The following is a 21,112-nucleotide window of genomic DNA, read 5'->3' as shown; positions in this document are numbered from 1 at the left end:
CCATGACCGCCAACAGCACCGACCGCGTGCTTCTGCCGACCGCCACCGCCGCCGAGAGCCTGGCCGCGCTGCGCACCATGCTGCGCGGCCACCGGCTCCTGACGGCGGGCGCCTTCGTCGTCCTGGCCGCCGGCACCGGAGTCGGTCTGCTGACCGCTCCCCTGCTCGGACACATCGTCGACCTGGTGGTGGACAAGCGCGGCTCCGACGCGCTGACGGTGCCGCTCGTCCTGCTGGTCGTGGTGGCGCTCGTCCGCGGCGCCGCGACGGCCGTCGGCAGCGCCCTGGTGGCCCGGCTCGGCGAGACCGTTCTGGCCGTCGTGCGCGAGCAGTTCATCGAGCGGGCGCTGCGGCTGCCGCTCGAGCGCGTCGAGGCCGCCGGCTCGGGCGACCTGGTCTCCCGGGTCACCAGCGACGTCTCCATGATCGCCAAGTCGGTGCGCCAGGCGCTGCCGGAGTTCACCCGCTCCGCGCTCACCATCGTGCTGACCCTCGGCGGACTCGCCGTCCTCGACTGGCGGTTCCTGCTGGCGGCGCTGGTGGCCATGCCCGTCCAGGTGCTCTCCGTACGCTGGTACCTGGGCCGTTCCTCCCCCGTGTACGCCGAACACCGCGTCGCCACCGGGGCCTTGCAGCACCAGCTGCTCGACAGCATCGGCGGGGTGCGGACCGTGCGCGCCTTCCGGCTGAACGGCACGCACGCCGGTCTCCTGGAGCAGCGGTCGGCGTCGGCGCGTGACCTGGCGCTGCGCGGCATCCACATCGTCACCGGGTTCTTCTCCCGGCTGAACCTCGCCGAGTACCTCGGTCTCGCCGCCGTGCTCGGCACCGGCTTCGCGCTGGTCGACAACGGCTCGGTGAGCATCGGTACGGCCACCGCGGCCGCGCTGTACTTCCACAGCCTCTTCAACCCGGTCAACGCCGCGCTGTTCCTGCTCGACGACGCGCAGTCCGCGGGCGCGAGCTTCGCCCGCCTGATCGGGGTGTCGAACCTCCCCGCCGAGCGCACCCCGCAGGGCAACAGCGCCCCGGTGGACGGCTCGGTCAAGGTGACCGCGCTCGGTCACGCGTACGCCTCGGGTCATCCCGTGCTCGCCGACGTCGACCTGGAGATCCGCAGCGGGGAGCGCGTGGCGCTGGTGGGCGCGAGCGGCGCCGGGAAGACCACGCTCGCCAAGCTCATCGCCGGGGTCCACGAACCGTCCGAGGGGGCCATCGCCCTGGGCGGCGTCGACACCCGGGAGCTGGGTCCTGCCGGGGTGCGCCGGGCGGTGACCCTCATCAGCCAGGAGGTGCACGTGTTCGCCGGGCCGCTCGCCGAGGACCTGCGCCTGGCCCGGCCCGAGGCCACCGACGACGAACTGCGTGCCGCCCTGACCCATGTGGGCGCCCTGGAGTGGGCCGAGGCCCTGCCCGAGGGCCTCGCCACGGTCGTCGGCGAGGGAGGACACCGGCTCACGGTGACCCAGGCACAGCACCTGGCCCTGGCCCGCCTGGTGCTGGCCGACCCGCCCATCGCCATCCTCGACGAGGCCACCGCCGACGCGGGCAGCGCGGGCGCACGCGTCCTGGAGACGGCGGCCGTACGGGCGCTGGAGGGACGCACGGGCCTGATGGTGGCGCACCGCCTCCCCCAGGCCGCGACCGCGGACCGCGTCGTCGTCCTCGACCAGGGCCGCGTGGTGGAGACCGGCACCCACGACGAACTCGTAGCAGCCGGCGGCCGTTACGCCGCGCTGTGGGCAGCCTGGTCCGACAGCCGCCGGGAGGCCCCCGAAGGGGCCTGAGCACACGGCTTCCGCCGACACGACAGGGGCTCGACCCGCTCACCGGGCCGAGCCCCTTTCCGCTGTCCCGCAGGCCGCCGTCGGCCTGGGCTTGTTCTCGGTCTTCCAGTGCGGTCCGGCGCTGAGCCGGTGTGCGCCGGTGGGGCCGTCAGGACACTCACTTGGTGGGCTCGCGATTGTAGAGCTTCCTGGCCCACAGGTAACTGCCCAGCGCGATCAAGGTGGACCAGCCGATGGCCAGGATCGCGCTGTCGCCGATAGGGGTGCCCATCAACAGACCGCGCAGGGTTTCGATGAACGGGGTGAACGGCTGGTAATCGGCGAACCACTTCAGCCCAGCCGGCATCGAGTCGGTGGGGACGAACCCGCTGCCCATCATGGGCAGGATCATCAGCGGCGTCAGCATGTTGCTCGCCGTGGCGACGCTCCTGGCGACCATGGCCAGTGCGACCGACAGCCAGGTGAGCGCGAGAATGACCACCACGAGGACACCGATCGCGCCGATCCATTCGCCGAGGTCCGCGGTCGGCTCGAATCCCACCAGCAGCGCGACGCCGGTCACGGCAGCGATGCTCAGCAGGGTCTGGATCAGGCTGCCCAGCACATGGCCGGTGAGCACCGAGACCCGGGCGATGGCCATGGTGCGGAAGCGGGCGACGATGCCCTCGGTCATGTCGATGGCCACCGAGATCGCCGTGCCCTGGGCCGCGGTCGCCACGGTCATCAGGAGGACGCCGGGCACGACGTAGTTCACGTAGGCGTCCCGGCCGCCCGAAGCCCCGCCAAGGCCGCTGCCGAGGGTGCCGCCGAGAACGTAAACGAACAGCAGCAGGAAGATCACCGGAACCCCGGCGGCCGTCAGGATGAGCGTCGGATAACGCAGCATGTGCCGCAACTGGCGGCGCAACATGGTCGCCGAGTCGGCAAAGCCGTTGGAAACAGAACTGGAAACGCTGCTGGAAGCGGTGCTCATCGGGCGGGCTCCTGTTCCGTGACCGGGTTGCCCGTCAGTGCGAAGAAGACGTCATCGAGGTCGGGGGTGTGGACCCGGAGTTCGTCCACGGTGAGCGACGCGCGGTCGAGCCGGTCGAGGAGCGCGCGCAACGACCGGACATCGCCTTGGCCGGGGATCTGCAGGGTGCGTGTCTCGTCGTTGCGGGACACCACGTCCAGCATCCGGGCCGCGTGGTCGTAACCGCGTGGGTCGGCGAAGCGCAGGGTGATGTGTCCCCCGCCCGCCCGTCGTTTGAGCTCCTCCGGCGAGCCTTCCGCGACCAGTTGTCCCTGGTGCAGGACCGCGATTCGGTCGGCGAGTCGGTCGGCCTCCTCGAGGTACTGGGTGGTGAGGAAGACCGTGACGCCCTCGTCGGTCACCAGCCTGCGGACGATCTCCCACATGGTCCGCCTGCTGCGCGGGTCAAGACCGGTGGTCGGCTCATCGAGGAAGATCACACGGGGCCGGCCGACCAGTGTCATGGCGAGGTCCAGGCGTCGGCGCATCCCGCCGGAGTACATCGCCGCAGGCTTCCGGGCCGCGTCCACCAGATCGAACCGCGCCAGCAAGTCCGCTGCCCGTTGCCGCCGTTCCCCGCGAGGGAGGCGGTTCAGGTCGGCCATCAACATCAGGTTCTCCTCGCCCGTGAGGAAGCTGTCAACGGCCGAGAACTGGCCGGTGACGCCGATCGCGGCACGGACCGCGTCCGGATCCCGGACCACGTCATGACCGGCGACCCGCACTTCGCCGGCGTCGGCGCTGATGAGCGTCGACAGGATCTTCACCACGGTGGTCTTGCCGGCGCCGTTCGGGCCGAGCAACGCGAAGACGGATCCCGCGGGGATGTCGAGGTCGATGCCGTCGAGCACCACGTGGTCGCCGTACGCCTTGCGTACGGCAGTCGCCGCGACCGCGAGTCGGGCTGGATCGGTAGCCATGCGCATCACTCCCGTCGGTGAGATCCGGCGCCACGCGAGCGCCTTTACAACCCGGCGAAAGTTACGTTGCATACACAAGGCGGTCAATCACGCTCACGTGATGCAACTTGCGTAAAGGCAGGTCAGCGAGCCCGAATCGTTGCATCGCCCATGGTGACTAATGCAACGGCGTTGCGTTGCATTAAGCTGGCGCCGACGCCGACAGCGGAGGACACGCGATGCCTGGTGACAGACTCACCCTCCACGACCGACAGCAGATCGCTGCGGGGCTGCGCGGGGAGTTGACCTATGCGGCCATCGGCCGCCGCATCGGGCGGCCGACCTCCACCATCACCCGCGAAGTGATGCGCAACGGCGGGCCGCTCGCCTACCACGCCGAGGCGGCCCACCGGGCCGGCGCACGCCACACTCGTCAGCGCAAGACCACTCCGCCGACACCGTCACCGTCGCCGTCACCAGGACGGAACGACCTCGGCGGGCGCGATCCACGACTCGTGGACGATGTGGACGCGCAGAGCATGGAGTTGATGGTTCAGGCGGGGCTCCCGCAGATGATGGCCAGGGTGCTCGCCGCGCTCTTCACCACCGACAGCGGCAGCCTCACCTCCGCGGAACTCGTGCGACGTCTGCACGTCAGCCCTGCCTCCATCTCCAAGGCCATCGGCTACCTGGAAACCCAGGCGCTCATCAGACGCGAACGCGACCCCCACAGCCGCGCCGAACGCTACGTCATCGACGACGACGTAGCGTTCCAGTCCATCATGGCCGGCGCACGCGCCCAGACCCGGATCGCCGAGGCCTGCAAGATCGCGGCCCGGAAGCTCGGCCCCACCACCCCCGCCGGTGCCAGGCTGGAGAACACGAGCGAGTTCCTCCTTCACGTCATCGACGACCTCGTCCGGTCGGCCCAGCACTGGCACAAGGTCTACCCCGCGCATCCTGTCTGACCGACCGGTCAGGCGTGGGCCGCGGCGTCCAGGAACCGGTGGAGGGAAGCCGTCATGCTGGTGACCAAGGTGTCCCGGGCCTGGTCGCTGACGTGCTCGAGGGACAGGTAGGGGTTGAGATCTTCCAGCTCGACCAGGAGCAGGTCACCCTCCTGGGTACGGCAGGCATCCACGCGCTGGATGCCGTGGTCGAGCGTGTTCCAGTCGATGAAGCGGCCGGCGAAGACCAGATCGGCTCGCGTGGGCGAGTACGGCTCAAGGACCCAGCGCCGACTGGGGTCGGGAGCGTGGAGGGCGTACTGGAAGGTGTCGTCGATGTAGTAGAAGGACACCTCGTAGCGGAAGTCGATGCGCGGCTGGACCAGGATGTTGCCGTAGCCCAAGCCGTCAAGTCGCTCCCGGGACACGAAGTCCAGGCCGATGGAGTCCGCCCCGGCCTTCGGCTTGACCACGTACTGGTCCGCCGCGGGCAGGCGGTACAGGTCCTGGGCCCGGTCGATGGTGGGGATGACCGGGTATCCGGCTTCGGTCAGCTCGAGCAGGTACTGCTTGCCCGCCATGTCGGCCCGGCCGGTCAGCGGGTTGTAGACCCGGATATCGCGCGCCACGGCCTGGTCACGGAAGGCGTCGTACTCCTTCTGATAGTGCAGCACCGGTCCACTGTTGCGGACCACGACGGCGTCGAAACGATCCATCAAAGCCGCGGCGTCGAGCGGGTGGCACAACGCGATGTCGAAGTCCGCGCGAAGGCGAGTGGACAGGACGATGTCCTCGTCGCAGTAGCGCCGCCCCCGGGCCTGGTAGGCCAGATCAGTCACGTACAGAAGGCTGGGGCGGGCGGTCATGGTGCATCTCCTCAATCAGGGCCACCCATTTTGCCAGCCCTGGAAAGACGCGCCCGCACGGGCGAGGGCATGACGCCCGTCATGCACGGTTCCAGCCGACCAGGCCCGCACACTACTCCCGCCGTGCGGGTCCGAAGGCGGGCGGCCTCTGGTCGTCCCCGGCAGGGCCGACGTGGCCGGTTTCCCACTCCGGGTCGTAGGCGCAGGGCACGGTGGCACCACCGGTGAAGTACTCGCGGTCCGGGTACCAGGTGAAGGACATCCGCTCGTCGCCGTCGTCCCGCTGGACGAACAGGTCCCAGGACCCGCCCCGCTCGCCTTCGCGGTAGGACGTGACGTTCCACCCCTCGTCCTTGAGGTACCGGTGGAGGCGCCGGAGGCCAGGGACCGCCTGGCTCGCCGGCACGTGGTCGAGTGCCCACCTGTGGCTCATCGCGTAGGCGCCGTCGACGGTCTCGTCCGCAAGTCCCAGCAGGCCGCCGTCGTAGCAGAAGTCGGAGCCGAACGTGTTCTCCGTGCTGACGCCGATGTCCTCGACCCCGGGGTCTATGGTGCGCTGGAAGCCCATGGCGGTGTAGGCCTCCTGGGAACGCTGGAGGGCGCGGTCCGCCATCTCCTCGGGTGCGACGCGCGGGAAGTCCGTCGACGCCCATGAACTCCATGCGAGCGTGCCGACGAGAAGGAACATGCCGACGAGCGTGGCGCCGACACATCCCGGAGCGCCGAGGGCGCGCGAGGAGGCCCTGGGCTCGGGCGCGTCGGGGATGGTGGCGGGGCTGGGCACGGTCTCGTCGGGCATACGAGGACCCTAGGCAGGCGTGGCCGCGCGGCGGATGGGCGCGGTGACCTGGCTCGGCGTGAGTACGCGTACTCAGGTGGCCTGCGCGCACGAAGAGTGAGGGCGCCCCGGAAGGTTCCCCGAGGCACGCGCACGCGGCACACCAGCCACACCTACGAGACCGCCGCCCCGGAGAGGAAGTCCCCGGGGCGGCGGTCAGTTGTGCCGGGCGGTGGTCAGCCCTGGGCCGCGGTCAGGCTCGCGGGGCGCAGGTCGGTCCAGTGGGTCTCCACATAGGACAGGCACGCCTCGCGGGTGTCCTCGCCGAAGGCGACACGCCAGCCGGCGGGGACCTCGGCGAAGGACGGCCACAGCGAGTGCTGGTTCTCGTCGTTGACCAGGACCAGGAAGGTGCCCTGCGGGTCCTCGAACGGGTTGGTGCTCATGCGTTGTCACTCCTCGTGGACGGTACGGTGAACAGCTCGGAGAGCGGCTGTTCGGGCTGGGCTGCCACGGTACGCAGCAGCGTCTGAAGTTCGTCGGCCAGCTGCCGCGCCTTGGCGGTGCCGAGCCGGTCGGTCGCGTGGATCAGCCCGCAGTGCACGGGGCCGTCGCCGCGGGGTTCGTAGAAGCTCAAGGTCAGGTCCGCCCGGGCCGTGCCGGTCGGCACCGCCTCCAGCGAGCCGATGCCGCCCTCCAGTTGCTCCAGGTCGGCCTGCTCGTGGTGGATCACCATGACCTGCGGTCCTTGCGGAGGCAGACCGGTCGCGCGGACGACCTCGTCGAACGGTACTTCCTGGCGGTCCAGGGCGCTCAGCGTGGTCTCCCGCACCCGGGTCAGCAGCTCCGCGAAGGTCGGGTCGCCCGCCGTGTCGGTGCGCAGGACCACCGTGTTGAGGAAGCAGCCGACCAGGTCGGCGAGTTGGTCGTCGGTGCGGCCCGCGACCATCGTGCCGATGGGCAGGTCGGTGCCCGCGCCATGGGCGGTGAGCAGGGCCGCGAGCGCCGAGTGCAGCACCATGAACATGCTGGTGCCGGTGGCGCGGGCGAGCCGGTCCACGGCCGCGTGCAGCTCCTCGTCGAGGACAAAGCCGACATGGCCGCCGGGCCGGCCGACGCCATCCGCGACGGAGGCGGGCGGGCCGTCCGCCGGGAGGGCCAGATCAGTCGGTACGTCGCTGAGAGCCTGGCGCCAGTACGCGAGCTGCTGCCCGCCCCTGCTGCCGGGGTCCGTGAGGTCGCCGAGGACATCGCGGGCCCAGTCGGCGTAGTCGCCGTACGTGACCGGCAGCGGCTCCCACTCCGGTGTCCCGCCTCGCGTACGAGCGGCGTACGCCGAGGTGAGGTCGCGGAAGAGCGGGACCACCGACCATTCGTCCACCGCGAGGTAGTGCATGGTCAGCAGCACGGCCTGGCGGTCGTCCGGGCCGGTGAGCAGGTGGGCCCGCAGCGGCGCCTCCGCCTCCAGGTCCGGTGCCTGCGCGGCCAGTTCGGCCAGGCGGCCGTCCAGGTCCGCGCACCGCTCCACGGTCAGGGCGGGGGCCCCGGCCGGCCGCTGGAGCAGGGTGCCGTCGCGCTCGACGAACGCAGTGCGCAGCGGCTCGTGGCGGCTCACCACATCGGCGAGCGCCGCACGCAGCGCGTCCGTGTCGAGCCCGCCCGGGGAGCGGAGCACGAGCGCGTGGTCGAAGCCGGGGCCCCGGCGGTACGTCTGCCACTGGCGGCGCTGGACGGGTGCGGCTTCCCACGGCCCGTCGTGGCCGTCGGCGCGGTTGTCGGCGCGGCGCAGTGCCGGGCGGGCGGCCGCGGCCCCGTCGAGCTTGCCGGCGATCCCCGCGACGGTCAGCGCGTCGAAGACGTCCCTGATGCTCAGCTCGGCGCCGAACTCGGCGCGGATGCGGCTCAGGAGCCGCATCGAGGCCATGGAGTGGCCGCCGAGCGCGAAGAAGTTGTCGTGCACGCCGACGCTGTCGAGCTTCAGGATCTCGCAGAACAGCTCCGCGAGCCGGGCCTGCGTCTCGGTGGCGGGGCGGGCCTCGCCGGTCATCGCGGACCAGTCCGGCGCGGGCAGCGCCTTGCGGTCCAGCTTGCCGTTGGGCGTCAGGGGCAGCGGCCCGTCCAGCGGTACGACGATCGCGGGGACCATGTACTCGGGCAGCAGGCCCGCCACGTGTGCGCGGACCTCCTGCGGGTCGAGTTCACGCTCCGGTGCGACGTGGCCCTCGCGCTCCGGTACGACGTAGCCGATGATGCGGACGATGTCGCCGTCCCGGTCGGGGACCACGGCGGCCTGGGCGACCGCGGGGTGCCCGGCGAGAGCGGCCTCGATCTCGCCCAGCTCGATTCGGAAGCCCCGCACCTTGACCTGGGTGTCGACCCGGCCGAGGAAGTCGAGGTTGCCGTCGGCCCACCAGCGGGCGCGGTCCCCTGTGCGGTACATGCGGCTGCCGGGCGCGCCGAACGGGTCGGCGACGAACCGCTCCGACGTCAGGGCGGCCTTGCCGAGGTAGCCGCGCGCGAGGCCGCGCCCGGAGACGTACAGCTCGCCCACCACGCCCGGCGGGACCGGGCGCAGGTGCTCGTCGAGGACGTAGCAGCGCGTGTTGGGGTCGGGGCGGCCGATCGGCACCCGGCCGCCGGTCGGGCCGCCGTGCTCGCGGGCGGGCCACAGGGTGGAGTTGACCGTCGCCTCGGTGAGTCCGTACGCGCAGATCAGGTGGGCCGTGGTACCGAACCGCTCGAAGAGGTCCGGCGGCACGGTCTCGGTGCCGACCAGGACGGTCGACCCTTCGGGCAGCTGGCAGCCGGGCGGCAGCGCGGACACCAGGGACGGCGGCAGGATCATGTGGGTGATCCGCTGGTCGGCGAGGAAGTCGGTGAGCGCGGGGCCCGCGACGCGCGCCTCGTCGGTGATGAGGACGAGCCGCCCGCCGTGGCACAGGGCCATGGCCAGTTCGAAGACGAAGACGTCGAAGCCGATCGACGCGAACTGGAGCACCCGGCTGTCGGGCCGCAGGCCCATGCGGTCGACGGCGGTGGCGACGAGGCTGGAGATGCCCTCGTGCGGCACGAGGACTCCCTTGGGGCGGCCGGTCGAGCCGGACGTGTAGATCACGTACGCGGCCTGGTCCAGGCCGATGGGCTCGCCGGCGACGGGAGTGTCGGGCAGGGCCGCCAACTCGGCGGCGGTGTCCGGCTCGTCGAGCAGGACCACGGGGGCGCCGGCCACGTCGGGGATCTTCCCCGCGACCGGCTCGGTGCCGACCACGAGGGCCGCTCCGGAGTCCTCGATCATGTACGTGAGGCGGTCACCGGGGTGGACCAGGTCGAGCGGCAGGAACGCGGCGCCGAGCTTCAGCGCGGCGAGCACGGTGGCGACCATGTCCACGGAGCGGGGCACGGCCACACCGACCACGCTCTCGGCGCCCACCCCGCGCGAGGCGAGGAGCCGGGCGACGCGGTTGGCACGGGCGTCGAGCTGTGCGTAGCTGACCGACCGGGAGCGGTCCACGACGGCGACCGCGTCGGGCCGCTCGGCGAGCCGCCGCGCGAACAGCGCGGGGAAGGTCTCCTCGTCGACTTCGCGGGGCGCGCCGTTGAAGCCTTCGAGGACCAGCTGCCGTTCGTCGGCGGCGAGGATCTCCGCCTGCGACAGGGGCCGCTCGGGAGCGGAGACCAGCGCGGCGACGAGCCTGCGCAGCCGGTCGCCGAGGCGTTCGGCGGTGCCCTGGTCGAACAGTTCGGTGGCGAACTCCAGGCGGCAGTTCAGCGCGTCGGCGCCGCCGTCGGCGGAGGTGTGCTCGGTGAAGCTGAAGACCAGGTCGAACTTGGCGGAGCGGGTGCGGAACGGCACGTACTCGGGCCGTACGCCGGGCAGTTCCAGCTCGTCGCCGGTGCGGGCGTGGTAGCCGACCATCACCTGGAAGAGCGGGTTGCGGGAGAGCGAGCGCGTCGGGTTGAGCTTCTCGACGACCGCCTCGAAGGGCACGTCGGCGTGGGAGAACGCGGCCAAGTCGGTCTCCCGGACCCGGGCCAGGAGTTCGGTGAAGCTGGGGTCGCCGCTCACGTCGGTGCGCAGCACCAACGTGTTGACGAAGAAGCCGACCAGTTCGTCGAGCGCCTCGTCGCTCCGGCCCGCGATGGGCGAGCCGAGGGGGATGTCGGTGCCCGCGCCCATGCGGTGGAGCAGGGCGGCCACGGCGGCGTGCACCACCATGAACATGCTGGCGCCACTCTCGCGGGCGAGCCGCCGCAGCCCCTCGTGCAGCTCGGCGCCGAACGCGATGTCGAGCTCGGCGCCGGAGAACGCGGGGCGCGCGGGCCTGGGCCTGTCGGTGGGCAGCTCCAGCTCTTCCGGAGCTCCGGCGAGCGCCGTGCGCCAGTACTCCAACTGCCGTGCGGCCAGGCTGCTTTCGTCCTCCGGTTCGCCGAGCAGCCGCTGCTGCCACAGCGCGTAGTCGGCGTACTGGACGGGCAGCGGCTCCCAGTCGGGGGCCGTGCCTGCGAGGCGGGCGGCGTACGCGGTGGCCAGGTCGCGCAGGAACGGCCGGTCCGACCACTCGTCGGTGGTGATGTGGTGCAGCAGCAGCACGACGACGTGGTCCTCGGGCGCCAACTCCACGATGGTCGCCCGCAGGGGCAGCTCGGCGGCGAGGTCGAACGGCCGGTTGACTGCCGCGTCGATGATGCCGGGCACCTCGTCCTCACCGGCGCGCAGGCACTCCACCACAGGGTGCGCCTGCTCGGCGGGCAGCACGCGCTGGAACGTACGGCCGTCGGCTGCGGTGACGAAGACCGTGCGCAGCGCCTCGTGCCGCGCCGTCACGTCGGCGAGCGCGGTGCGCCAGGCCTCGGTGTCCAGGGCTCCGCGCAACCGCATGACCAGCGGGAAGTTGTACGCGGCCGAGGTGCATTCGATCTGCTGGATGACCCACAGGCGCTGCTGGGCGTGCGAGAGCGGCAGCTCGTCGGGCCGCTCGCCCGCGGTGAGCGCCGGGCGTGCGGGGCCGTCGGCGCGCAGGACGCGCTCCACCAGTTCGGCGACGGTGGGCGCCTCGAACAGGTCGCGGATCGCCAGCTCCGTGTCGAGCGCGGTGCGGGCCCGGCTGACGAGGCGGGTGGCGAGCAGCGAGTGGCCGCCGAGCTCGAAGAAGTCGCTGTCGATGCCGACGCCGCCCTCGGGCAGCCCGAGCACCTCGGCGTAGAGCGCGCAGAGCGTCTCCTCCTGCGGGGTGCGGGGCGCGCGGCTCGGGCCGGTGGCGCCGAGGTCGGGGGCAGGCAGGGCCTTGACGTCCAGCTTGCCGTTGACGGTCAGCGGCAGCGTGTCCACGGCGACGAGCGCGGAGGGCACCATGTAGTCCGGCAGTCCTGCCTTGAGGTGCTCGCGCAGCCGCTGGGTCAGCTCCTCGCCCCGATCCGCGCCCTCCTCGGGTACGACGTAGCCGACGAGGCGCTTGGTGCCCGCGCTATCGCTCACGACGACCGCGGCGTGCGCGATCTGCGGGTGCGCGGACAGGGCGGTGGAGATCTCGCCCAGCTCGACGCGGTAGCCGCGGATCTTGACCTGGTCGTCGGTGCGGCCGAGGAAGTCGAGGAGTCCGTCGGGGCGCTGCCGTACGAGGTCGCCGGTGCGGTACATGCGTTCTCCGGGCGCGCCGAACGGGTCGGCGACGAACCGCTCCGACGTCAGGCCGGCCCGGTCGTGGTAGCCGCGGGCCAGGCCGGTGCCGGCGATGTACAGCTCGCCGGGGCAGCCCGGCGGGACGGGGCACAGCATCGTGTCGAGCACGTAGGCGCGGGTGTTGCGGATCGGCACGCCGACCGTGGAGGTCGCGCTGTCGGCGGTGGAGCCGCCGAGCGTGTTGATCGTGTACTCGGTCGGGCCGTACAGGTTGTAGCCGTAGGTGCCCTCGGTGCGGCGCAGCTTCGTCCACACCGTGTCGGGGACGGCCTCGCCGCCGAGCAGGACCAGCGCGGGCCGGTGCCTGCCGGCCGTCTCGTCCTGGTCGAGCAGTCCCTCTTCAATGAGGAGCTGGGCGTAGGTGGGCGTCACGTTGACGACGTCGACGCGGTGCTCGTCGCAGTACGCGACCAGCGCCTCGGCGTCGCGGCGCAGCTCCTCGTCGCAGACGTGGACCTCGTGGCCCTCGACGAGCCAGAGCAGCTCCTCCCAGGACATGTCGAAGGCGAAGGAGACGGTGTGCGCGATGCGCAGCCGCCGTCCGCCCGCCGAGGCGATGGCCGGGTCGAAGATCTCCTTCTGGTGGTTGAGCTGCATGTTCGTCAGCCCGCGGTAGGGGGTGACGACGCCCTTCGGGCGACCCGTCGAGCCGGACGTGTAGATGACGTACGCCGGGTGCTCCAGGCGGCCCGGCACGCCGTGCGCGAAGGCGGGCCGCTCGGCGTCGGACATCTCCCCGCCGGGCAGGGCCGCCAGCTCGGCGGCCACGGTCTCGTCGTCCAGGAGGAGTTCGGGGGCGACGGGACCCTCGGCGCCGCGCAGGGTCGGGGCGACGGCGGCCGTGGACACCAGGCACAGGGGGCCGGTGTCCTCCACCATCAGGCGCAGCCGGTCGGCGGGGTGGTCGAGGTCGAGCGGCAGGTACGCGGCGCCGGTGCGCAGGACGGCGAAGAGCGCGGCGACCATCTCGATGGAGCGCGGCAGCGCGAGCGCGACGACCTTCTCCGGCCCGGCGCCGCGGGCGAGCAGCAGCCGGGCGAGCCGGTTGATGTGCGCGTCGAGTTCGGCGTACGTGAGGGAGCGCTCGCCGAAGACAAGGGCGACCGCGTCGGGGGTGCGGGCGACCTGGGCGGCGAGCATGTCGGCGACGGTCTCGTCGGGCACCGGCTCCCGGCTGGCCGCCCACTCGCGGACCAGCGAGGAGCGCTCGGCGGGCAGCAGCAGGTCGACGCCGAAGGTCCGGGCGGGACCGTTGGCGCCGGTGGTGCCGCTTTCGAGAGCCGTGGCCAGCCGGTCGAGCACGGCCGTGAAGCGGGTGAGGATCGTCTGCGCCTCGGCCGCGTCGAACAGATCGGGCCGGGCCGCGAGGGTGACCCGCATCCGGGCGCCGGGCGTGACGATCAGCGTGAGCGGGAAGTGCGTGCCGTCCACGTTGGTGACACCGGTGATGCCGTGCTGCTGCCGCAGGGCCGCCGCGCGGTCCTCGCCGTCGGCCGAGCGCAGCACGAACAGGGTGTCGAAGAGCCGCCGGTGGCCGGTCTCCTGCTGGAGGGTGCCGAGGCCCACGTACTCGTACGGCATGACGGCGGCGCGCTCGGACTGCATGCGCCGCAGCAGGTCGAGCAGGGGCTCGTCCGGCGAGAAGGCGACGCGGGCGGGGACGGTGTTGAGGAACATGCCGATGATTCCGGCGACGTTCGCCACGTCGGCGGGCCGTCCGGAGACCGCGGTGCCGAAGGTGACGTCGGCGCGGCCGGTCATCGCGGAGAGCACCAGGCCCCAGGCGGCGTTCAGCACGGTGTTGAGGGTGAGCCCGTGGCGGCGGGCGAGGGCGCGCAGCTTGTCGCTCGTCTCCGGGGTCAGCACGGCGTCGAAGTCGGCCGGGATGACGGGGCCCGCGTCCCGTCCCGAGGGGGCGAGCAGCGTCGGCTCGTCGAAGCCGGACAGGGCGGTGCGCCAGGCGTCGAGGGCGGCCGTGGTGTCCTGCTCGTCCAGCCACGCGAGGTAGTCGCGGTAGGAGCCGGGGGCGGGCAGGCCGGTGGCGTCGCCGCCACGCTCGTACAGCGTGAAGAGCTCCTCCAGGAACAGCCACGCCGACCAGCCGTCCCAGACGATCAGGTGGTGCGTGACGACGAGCCGGTCCCGGCCGTCACCGAGGCGGATCAGGAGCAGGCGGCACAGCGGGGCCGCCGACAGGTCGAAGCGCTGCCGCCGGTCGGCCGCGAGCAACTCCTCGGTACGGGCGCGCTGTTCGCCGGCGGGGAGATCGGAGAGGTCCACCTCGACGAGCGGGATCTCCGCGCCGTCCACGATGAACTGGACGGGGCTCGGCAGGCCGTCGCTGGTGAAACCGGCGCGCAGGCTGACGTTGCGCTCCAGCAGTGTGCGGCAGGCGGCGCGCAGCCGGTCGGCGTCGAGGCGCCGGTCGAGGTCCAGGGTCTCCTGGGAGAGGTAGACGTCGAGCGCGTCGCCCGCGTCGTAGGTGGCATGGAAGTACATGCCCTCCTGGAGCGGGGAGAGTGGCCACACGTCCGCGACCGGGTGCCCGGCGACGGCTTCGACGCGGGCCGTCTCCTCGGGAGACAGTTCAAGTCCGCCCAGCGGGCGCTGTGTTGGGGCTTCTTGGGGCACCCCGGCGGCGGAGGTCAGCTGGTCGAGGAGCGCCCGCAGGGCGGGGTCGACGGCCGCGCCGGACTGGTCCTGCTGGGCCAGCATGGCCTGAAGGGCGGCGGCGGCCTGTCCGGCGTCGGTGGCGGAGACGGTCACGTTTTCGCTGGGCACGGGTGCCTCGGGGGTGGGGGCCGGGGCCGCTTCGGCGGCGGCGGTGGCGAGCGCGGCGGGAGTGCGGTGCTCGAAGACGTCGCGGGGGCTGAGCGTCAGCCCCCGCTCGCGGGCGCGGGTGGCGACGGCGATCGAGGTCAGGCTGTCGCCGCCGAGGACGAAGAAGTCGTCGTCGGCGCCGATCCCGTCGAGCCCGAGTACGGCGGTGAAGATGTCGCACAGGGCGCGCTCACGCTCGTCGCGGGGCGCGCGCCCGCCGGCTCGCGCCGACACGTCGGGTGCGGGCAGGGCGTTCTGGTCGAGCTTGCCGCTGGGCGTCAGCGGCAGCTCGTCGAGGGCCACCACGGCGCTCGGCACCATGGTCGCGGGCAGCGCGTCGGCGAGCGCGGCGTGCAGGGCGCCGGTGTCCGGGGCGGTGGTGCCGGGGGCCGGGACCACGTAGCCGACGAGGGCGCCGTCGCGGACGATCACTGCGGCGCGGGCGACGCCCGGCAAGCCCGCCAGAGCCGCCTCGATCTCGCCCAGTTCGATGCGGTTGCCGCGGATCTTGACCTGGCGGTCGGTGCGGCCGAGGTACTCGACGGTGCCGTCGGCGCGGCGGCGCACCAGGTCACCGGTGCGGTACATGCGCTCACCGGGCGCACCGAACGGATCGGCGACGAACCGCTCGGCGGTCAGCCCTGGCCGGTCGTGGTAGCCGCGCGCCAACTGCACACCGGCGAGGTACAGCTCGCCGGGCACGCCGTCCGGCACCGGGCGCAGGAAGGCGTCGAGGACGTGCAGCCTGGTGTTCCAGACGGGACGGCCGATGGGGACGGCGAGTTCGGCGGCGCCCTCGTAGGGGAAGTACGTCACGTCGACGGCGGCCTCGGTGGGCCCGTAGAGGTTGTGCAGGGGCACGGGCGTGCCCTGCCCGGTTCGCGCCGTCAGCTCGCTCCAGCGCCGGGCGTCCGCGCCGGTGAGCGCCTCACCGCTGCAGAAGACGCGCCGCAGGCTCGCCGCCCAGTCACGCCGGTCGGCGGTGGCCTCCATGACCTGCGTGAAGGCAGCCAGCATGGACGGCACGAAGTGCAGGGTCGTGATGCGCCGGGCCCGGATCAGGTCGGCCAGGTAGGCCGGGTCGCGGTGGCCCTCGGGGCGGGCGAGGACGACGGTCGCGCCCTCGATCAGCGCCCAGAAGAACTCCCACACGGATACGTCGAAGCTGGCGGGGGTCTTCTGGAGCACCCGGTCGTCGGCGGTGAGGCCGTACTCCCCCTGCATCCACGCGAGCCGGTTGACGATGGCGCGGTGGGTGACCGGGACACCCTTGGGGCGGCCGGTGGAGCCTGAGGTGTAGATGAGGTAGGCGGGGTGGTCGGGCGCGGCCTGCTGGACCGGCGGCGCTTCTGCGCCACCACCGCTCCGCTCGGCCTCGTCGATGACCAGGTGTTCCAGGTCCGGCACGGCGGGCAGCCGTCCGGCCGACTCCGCCGTGGTCACGACGGTGCGCGTACCCGAGTCGCCGAGCATGAACGCCACCCGGTCCGCGGGGTAGTCGAGGTCGACCGGCAGGTAGGCGGCGCCCGACTTGAGGACGCCGAGGAGGGCGACCATCAGCTCCGCCGACCGGGGCACGGCCACCGCGACGTACCGCTCGGGACCGGCGCCGCGCGCCCGCAGCCGCCGGGCGAGGGCTTCGGCGCGCTCGTCCAGCTGCTCGTACGTGAGGGTGGTGTCCTCGAAGACGACGGCCGGGGCCCGCGGGGTGCGGGCGGCCTGCGCGGCGAAGAGCGAGGCGAGCGTGGCGTCGGAGACCGGCCGTGCGGTGGCGTTCAGCTCGCCGAGCCGCTCGTGCTCCCGGTCAAAGAGCAGGCCGGTGCGGGCGACCGTGCGGCCGGGCTCGGCGACCAGGGTGCGCAGCAGCGCCGTGAACCGCTCGGCGAGCACGGCCACGGTCGCCTCGTCGAGGCGGGCCGCGTCGTGCTTGAACCGCAGCAGCAGGCTCTCCCCCGGCTCGACGACGAGCGCGAGGGGGTAGTGCACGGCGTCGTACACCTCGGCGGCGGTGACGCGCGGTGCGTCCGGCTCGTCGGCGCCGGACACGTCGCCGGTCGGGTAGTTCTCGAACACGACGAGCGTGTCGAAGAGTTCGCCGCCGCCCGCGGTCTTCTGGATGTCGGCGAGGCCGAGGTGCTGGTGGTCCAGGAGCGCCGAGTGCTCGTCCTGGACGCGCCGCAGCAGGTCGGTGAGGGACTCGTCGGGGCGCAGGCCCACGCGGGCGGGCACGGTGTTGATGAACAGGCCGACGGCGGAGTCCAGGCCCGCGACCTCGGTCGTCCGGCCGGACACGGTGGTGCCGAAGACGACGTCCCGCCGGCCGGTGAGGGCGCCGAGGAGCAGGCCCCAGGTGCCGTGGACGACGGTGCTGAGGGTGAGGCCGTGCCTGCGGGCGTAGGACGCCAGTTCGGCGGTGAGGCCCTCGGGGAGGCGGGTGTCGACGTGGGCGGTCCTGGCCTGCCCGGTCGCGTCGTCGGCCGCAAGGCCGTCGGAGGTCACGAGGTCCGGCAGCCGGGTCGGCTCGTCAAGGCCGGCCAGGGCCTGGCGCCACGCGTCGCGCGCCGCGTCCTGGTCCCGGGCCGCCAGCCACGCCAGGTATGCGTGCGGGGCGACCGGCTCGGGCAGTTCATCGCCCCGGTAGGCGGCGGTCAGTTCGCGCAGCAGGACGGAGACGGACCAGCCGTCGGCGACGATGTGGTGCAGGGTGAGCAGGAGCCGGTGGCGTGCGCCGTCGCGGATCAGGGTGGCGCGCAGCAGCGGCGGCCGGGTGAGGTCGAAGCCCTCGGCACGGTCGGCTTCGAGCAGGTCGTCGAGACCGGTGTCGGCGCGGCCGGTGTCGGCGAGGTCGGCCTGCCGCCACGGCAGCGTGACATGGTCGGCGAGGCGCTGGACGACCTGACCGCCGGGCAGCTGGCGGAAGGCGGCGCGCAGCAACGGATGCCGGTCCAGGAGCAGTTGCAGCGCCTGGCGCAGCCGGTCCGGGTCGACGGGCCCGGCCAGGTCGAGCAGTTCCTGGACGACGTAGAGGTCCTGGGCGTCGGCGTCGAACTCCGCGTGGAAGAAGAAGCCTTCCTGGAGCGGGGAGACGGGCAGGGCGTCGGCGTCCAGCTCGATCCGGGGCACCGGCACGGAAGACACCGCTTCCCCGGCCCGGGCGAGCGCCGCCACCGTACGCAGGCGGAACACGTCCCGCGGGCTGATCCGCAGACCGGCCTCGCGCGCACGGTTCACCAGCTGGACGGCGACGATGCTGTCGCCGCCCAGCTCGAAGAAGCTGTCGTGGACGCCGACCGACGGCAGGCCGAGCACGTCCGCGAAGAGCGCGGCGAGCGTCGTCTCGGCCTCGGTGGCGGGCGCGTCGGCGCCGCTCACGGCCGTCCAGTGGGGCTCGGGCAGGGCGCGGCGGTCGAGCTTGCCGTTGGGTGTCAGCGGCAGCGGGCCGTCGAGGACGACGACGGCGGACGGCACCATGTAGTCCGGCAGGGTGTCGGCGACCCGGGCGCGGGCCGCGGTCACGGCGGCGTCGTTCTCGGCGGCCGTGCGGCCGTCGCCGACGAGGTAGGCGACGAGCCGCTTGACGCCCCGGTGGTCGTCGCGGACGAGGACGGCGGCCTGCGCGATGCCGGGGCAGGCCATGAACGCGCTCTCGGTCTCGCCCGGTTCGATGCGGTGGCCGCGGATCTTGACCTGGCCGTCGGAGCGGCCGAGGAACTCCAGGTTGCCGTCGGCGGCCCAGCGGACACGGTCGCCGGTGCGGTACATACGGGTGCCGGGCTCGCCGTACGGGTCGGGGACGAAACGTTCCGACGTCAGCGCGGGCCGACCCAGGTAGCCCCGGGCGAGGCCGCGTCCGGCGACGTACAGCTCGCCCTCGACGCCCACGGGAACGGGGCGCAGCGCCGCGTCGAGGACGTAGGCGCGGGTGTTCGGGTCGGGTTCGCCGATGGGGGTCGCGCCGGGCCTGTCGGGCTCGGCGCGCCACAGGGTGGAGTTGACGCTCGCCTCGGTGAGGCCGTACGCGACGACGACCTGGACGCGCCCGGACCAGCGGGCGATGAGTTCGCCCGGTACCGCTTCGGTGCCGACCACCAGGACGGCACCCTCGGGCAGTTCGCACTCCTGCGGCAGCGCGGAGACGAGGGAGGGCGGCAGGATCATGTGGGTGGCGCGGTGCCGGGCGATGTAGTCGGTCAGGGCGGGGCCCGCGACGCGGCGCTCGGCGGGGACGACGATGACGCGGCCGCCCACGCACAGCGACATGATCAGGTCCCACACCGTCACGTCGAAGCCGACGGATGCGAACTGCACGACACGGCTCGTCGCGTCGATGCCGATGCGGTCGGTGGCCGTGGCGATGAGGCTGCCGACGCCGTCGTGGGGAACGACGACGCCCTTGGGGCGGCCCGTGGAACCGGAGGTGTAGATGACGTACGCGGCCTGGTCGAGCGCGACCGGCACCCCGAGGGCGGTGCCGGGCAGGGCGGCGCGGGCCTCGGCGGTGGCGGGGTCGTCGAGCAGGATGTGGGTGACGTCCGGCGCCTTGGGCAGTTCGCCCGCGAGTTCCCGCACGGTGAGCACGGTGCGCGCCCCGGCGTCGGACAGCATGTAGGCGATGCGGTCCTGCGGATGGTCGGCGTCGAGCGGCAGATAGGCCGCGCCGGCCTTCATCACCGCGAGCAGGGCCACCACGAGCTGCGGGGAGCGGGGCAGGGCCACCGCGACGACGTCCTCGGCGCCGACGCCTCGGGAGACGAGGAGGCGGGCGAGCCGGTTGGTCTCGGCGTCGAGTTCCGCGTACGTCAGCTCCTCGTCCTCGCAGACGAGCGCCACGGCGTCGGGTGCGCGGCGCACCTGTGCCTCGAAGGCGGCGGGCCAGGACAGGTCGGTGACCTCGCGCGGCGAGACGCCGAACTCTTCGAGCAGGCGGGTGCGTTCGCCGTCGGTGGTGAGTTCGAGGTGGCCGACGGGGCGGTCGAGGTGCGCGGCGAAGGCGCGGAGCAGGCCGAGGAACCGGCGCTCGTGGGAGCGGAGCGTCGCCTCGTCGCAGACGTCGGCGTCCGCGTCGAGGTGGACGTGTATGCCGCTGCCGCCGCCTGCCTCGCCGAAGCTGATGCCGAGGTCGCTGACCGGGCCGAGCCACACCGGGAGGAGTTCGGCGTCGTGGTCGGCGAAGCGCAGCTCGCCGCGGGGCAGGATGTTGACGGTGGGGCCGACGAGTTCGGTCACGCCGTCGACGAGGCCGAGGTCCCTGGCCAGGTCCTCGGCGCGGTAGCGCCCGTGCGCGAGGGCCTCGGAGACCGCGTTGCGCACCTCGGCGACGAGGGCCGTGCCGGTCGTGCCGGGGCGGACGGCGACGCGCAGCGGGACGATGTTGGAGACCATGCCGGGGACGTCCGCCGAGACGGCGTCGCCCCGGGCGGCGATCGGCAGGCCGATGACGAGGTCCTGCTCGCCGGTGACGCGGTGCAGGTAGGCGGCGACGGCCGCGATCAGGAGACGGGACGTGCGGACGCCCGCGCCGCGGGCCGCCGTGTGCAGGGACTCGACGTCGGCTGCGGGCAGTTCGACGGAGCGCCGCAGGCGGCGCGCCATGAGCGAGGGGGCGCGCTCGACGAGACGTACGGGCTCGGGCCGGTCGGCCATCCGCGCGCGCCACCAGGCGCGGTCCTCGGCGTACTGCTCGGAAGCGCGGTAGTCCGCGTCGGCGGCGACGAGGCGGGCGGGCGTCCAGTCCTTCGGCGCGGGGGCCTTCTCGCCGAGGGTGTAGAGGTCACCGGCGCGGCGGGTGACGAGGGCGACGCCCATGCCGTCGATGAGGATGTGGTGGTAGCGCTGGTACCACCAGACGCGGTCGTCCGCGAGGCGCAGCAGCGCCTGGGCGAAGAGCGGGCCTCGGGCGAGGTCGGCGGGCCGGTCGCGGTCGGCGGCCATCCACGCGGCGGCGGCCTCCTCGGGGGCAGCCGCGTCGCGCAGGTCGACGACGGGGACGTCCACGGAGGCGGCCTGGGGACGCTGGAGGGCCCGGCCGTTCTCGCCGACGACGCTCACGTGGAGGCATCCGGCCTCACCGACGGCCTGCCGGACGGCGGTGCCGAGACGGTCGAGGTCGATGTCGCCGTGCAGGTCCAGGGCGAAGACGATGTTGTAGGCGGAGCTGTCCGGCTCGATCTGCTGGGCAAGCCAGATGCCGGATTGCCCGCCGGTCACGGGTATCCCGGAAGCGGATGTCCGGTCCGACTCGACATCAAACATCGTACGAAATGGCCTTTCCCTGGTGGTACGTCGGTGAAGGTGGTCCCGCGCCCTGAGCGGGCCCGCGCGCG

At 72.9% G+C, this 21,112-nt stretch carries 8 protein-coding genes; 2 read left to right on the top strand and 6 right to left on the bottom strand.

Annotation, left to right across the window (positions count from 1 at the left end):
• Positions 1–2 precede the first annotated feature (2 nt).
• Complete coding sequence (locus ACF062_RS25130) at positions 3–1,787, top strand: ABC transporter ATP-binding protein (protein ID WP_392141416.1); 1,785 nt, start codon at positions 3–5, stop codon at positions 1,785–1,787.
• 157 nt (positions 1,788–1,944) lie between these two features.
• On the opposite strand, the gene ACF062_RS25125 is transcribed toward ACF062_RS25130, so the two are convergent.
• Positions 1,945–2,760 (bottom strand): ABC transporter permease, encoded by an 816-nt coding sequence (locus ACF062_RS25125; protein ID WP_392141414.1) that lies wholly within the window; start codon positions 2,758–2,760, stop codon positions 1,945–1,947.
• Complete coding sequence (locus ACF062_RS25120; RefSeq protein WP_392141412.1) at positions 2,757–3,719, bottom strand: ATP-binding cassette domain-containing protein; 963 nt, start codon at positions 3,717–3,719, stop codon at positions 2,757–2,759. The genes ACF062_RS25125 and ACF062_RS25120 overlap by 4 nt, the downstream gene beginning before the upstream one ends.
• A gap of 218 nt (positions 3,720–3,937) precedes the next feature.
• Between ACF062_RS25120 and ACF062_RS25115 the strand changes: the two genes are divergently transcribed.
• Positions 3,938–4,666 (top strand): helix-turn-helix domain-containing protein, encoded by a 729-nt coding sequence (locus ACF062_RS25115; protein WP_392141410.1) that lies wholly within the window; start codon positions 3,938–3,940, stop codon positions 4,664–4,666.
• An 8-nt stretch (positions 4,667–4,674) separates the two neighbouring features.
• On the opposite strand, the gene ACF062_RS25110 is transcribed toward ACF062_RS25115, so the two are convergent.
• The 4 genes from ACF062_RS25110 to ACF062_RS25095 all read right to left on the bottom strand — a co-directional run bounded on the left by ACF062_RS25110 (position 4,675) and on the right by ACF062_RS25095 (position 21,041).
• Complete coding sequence (locus ACF062_RS25110; protein ID WP_392141408.1) at positions 4,675–5,511, bottom strand: hypothetical protein; 837 nt, start codon at positions 5,509–5,511, stop codon at positions 4,675–4,677.
• Positions 5,512–5,623: 112 nt separating this feature from the next.
• Positions 5,624–6,310, bottom strand: a complete 687-nt coding sequence (locus ACF062_RS25105) for a hypothetical protein (protein ID WP_392141407.1) — start codon at positions 6,308–6,310, stop codon at positions 5,624–5,626.
• Positions 6,311–6,525: 215 nt separating this feature from the next.
• Complete coding sequence (locus ACF062_RS25100) at positions 6,526–6,735, bottom strand: MbtH family protein (protein WP_223778513.1); 210 nt, start codon at positions 6,733–6,735, stop codon at positions 6,526–6,528.
• Positions 6,732–21,041: an amino acid adenylation domain-containing protein gene (locus tag ACF062_RS25095; RefSeq protein ID WP_392141406.1), complete on the bottom strand. Its 14,310-nt coding sequence runs from the start codon at positions 21,039–21,041 to the stop codon at positions 6,732–6,734. Before ACF062_RS25095 ends, ACF062_RS25100 begins: the two co-directional genes overlap by 4 nt.
• Positions 21,042–21,112: the final 71 nt, after the last annotated feature.

Origin of the sequence: Streptomyces sp. NPDC015345 (assembly GCF_043078805.1) — a bacterium.
GTDB lineage: Bacteria > Actinomycetota > Actinomycetes > Streptomycetales > Streptomycetaceae > Streptomyces.
This window is presented reverse-complemented; position numbering and strand designations above follow the sequence as displayed.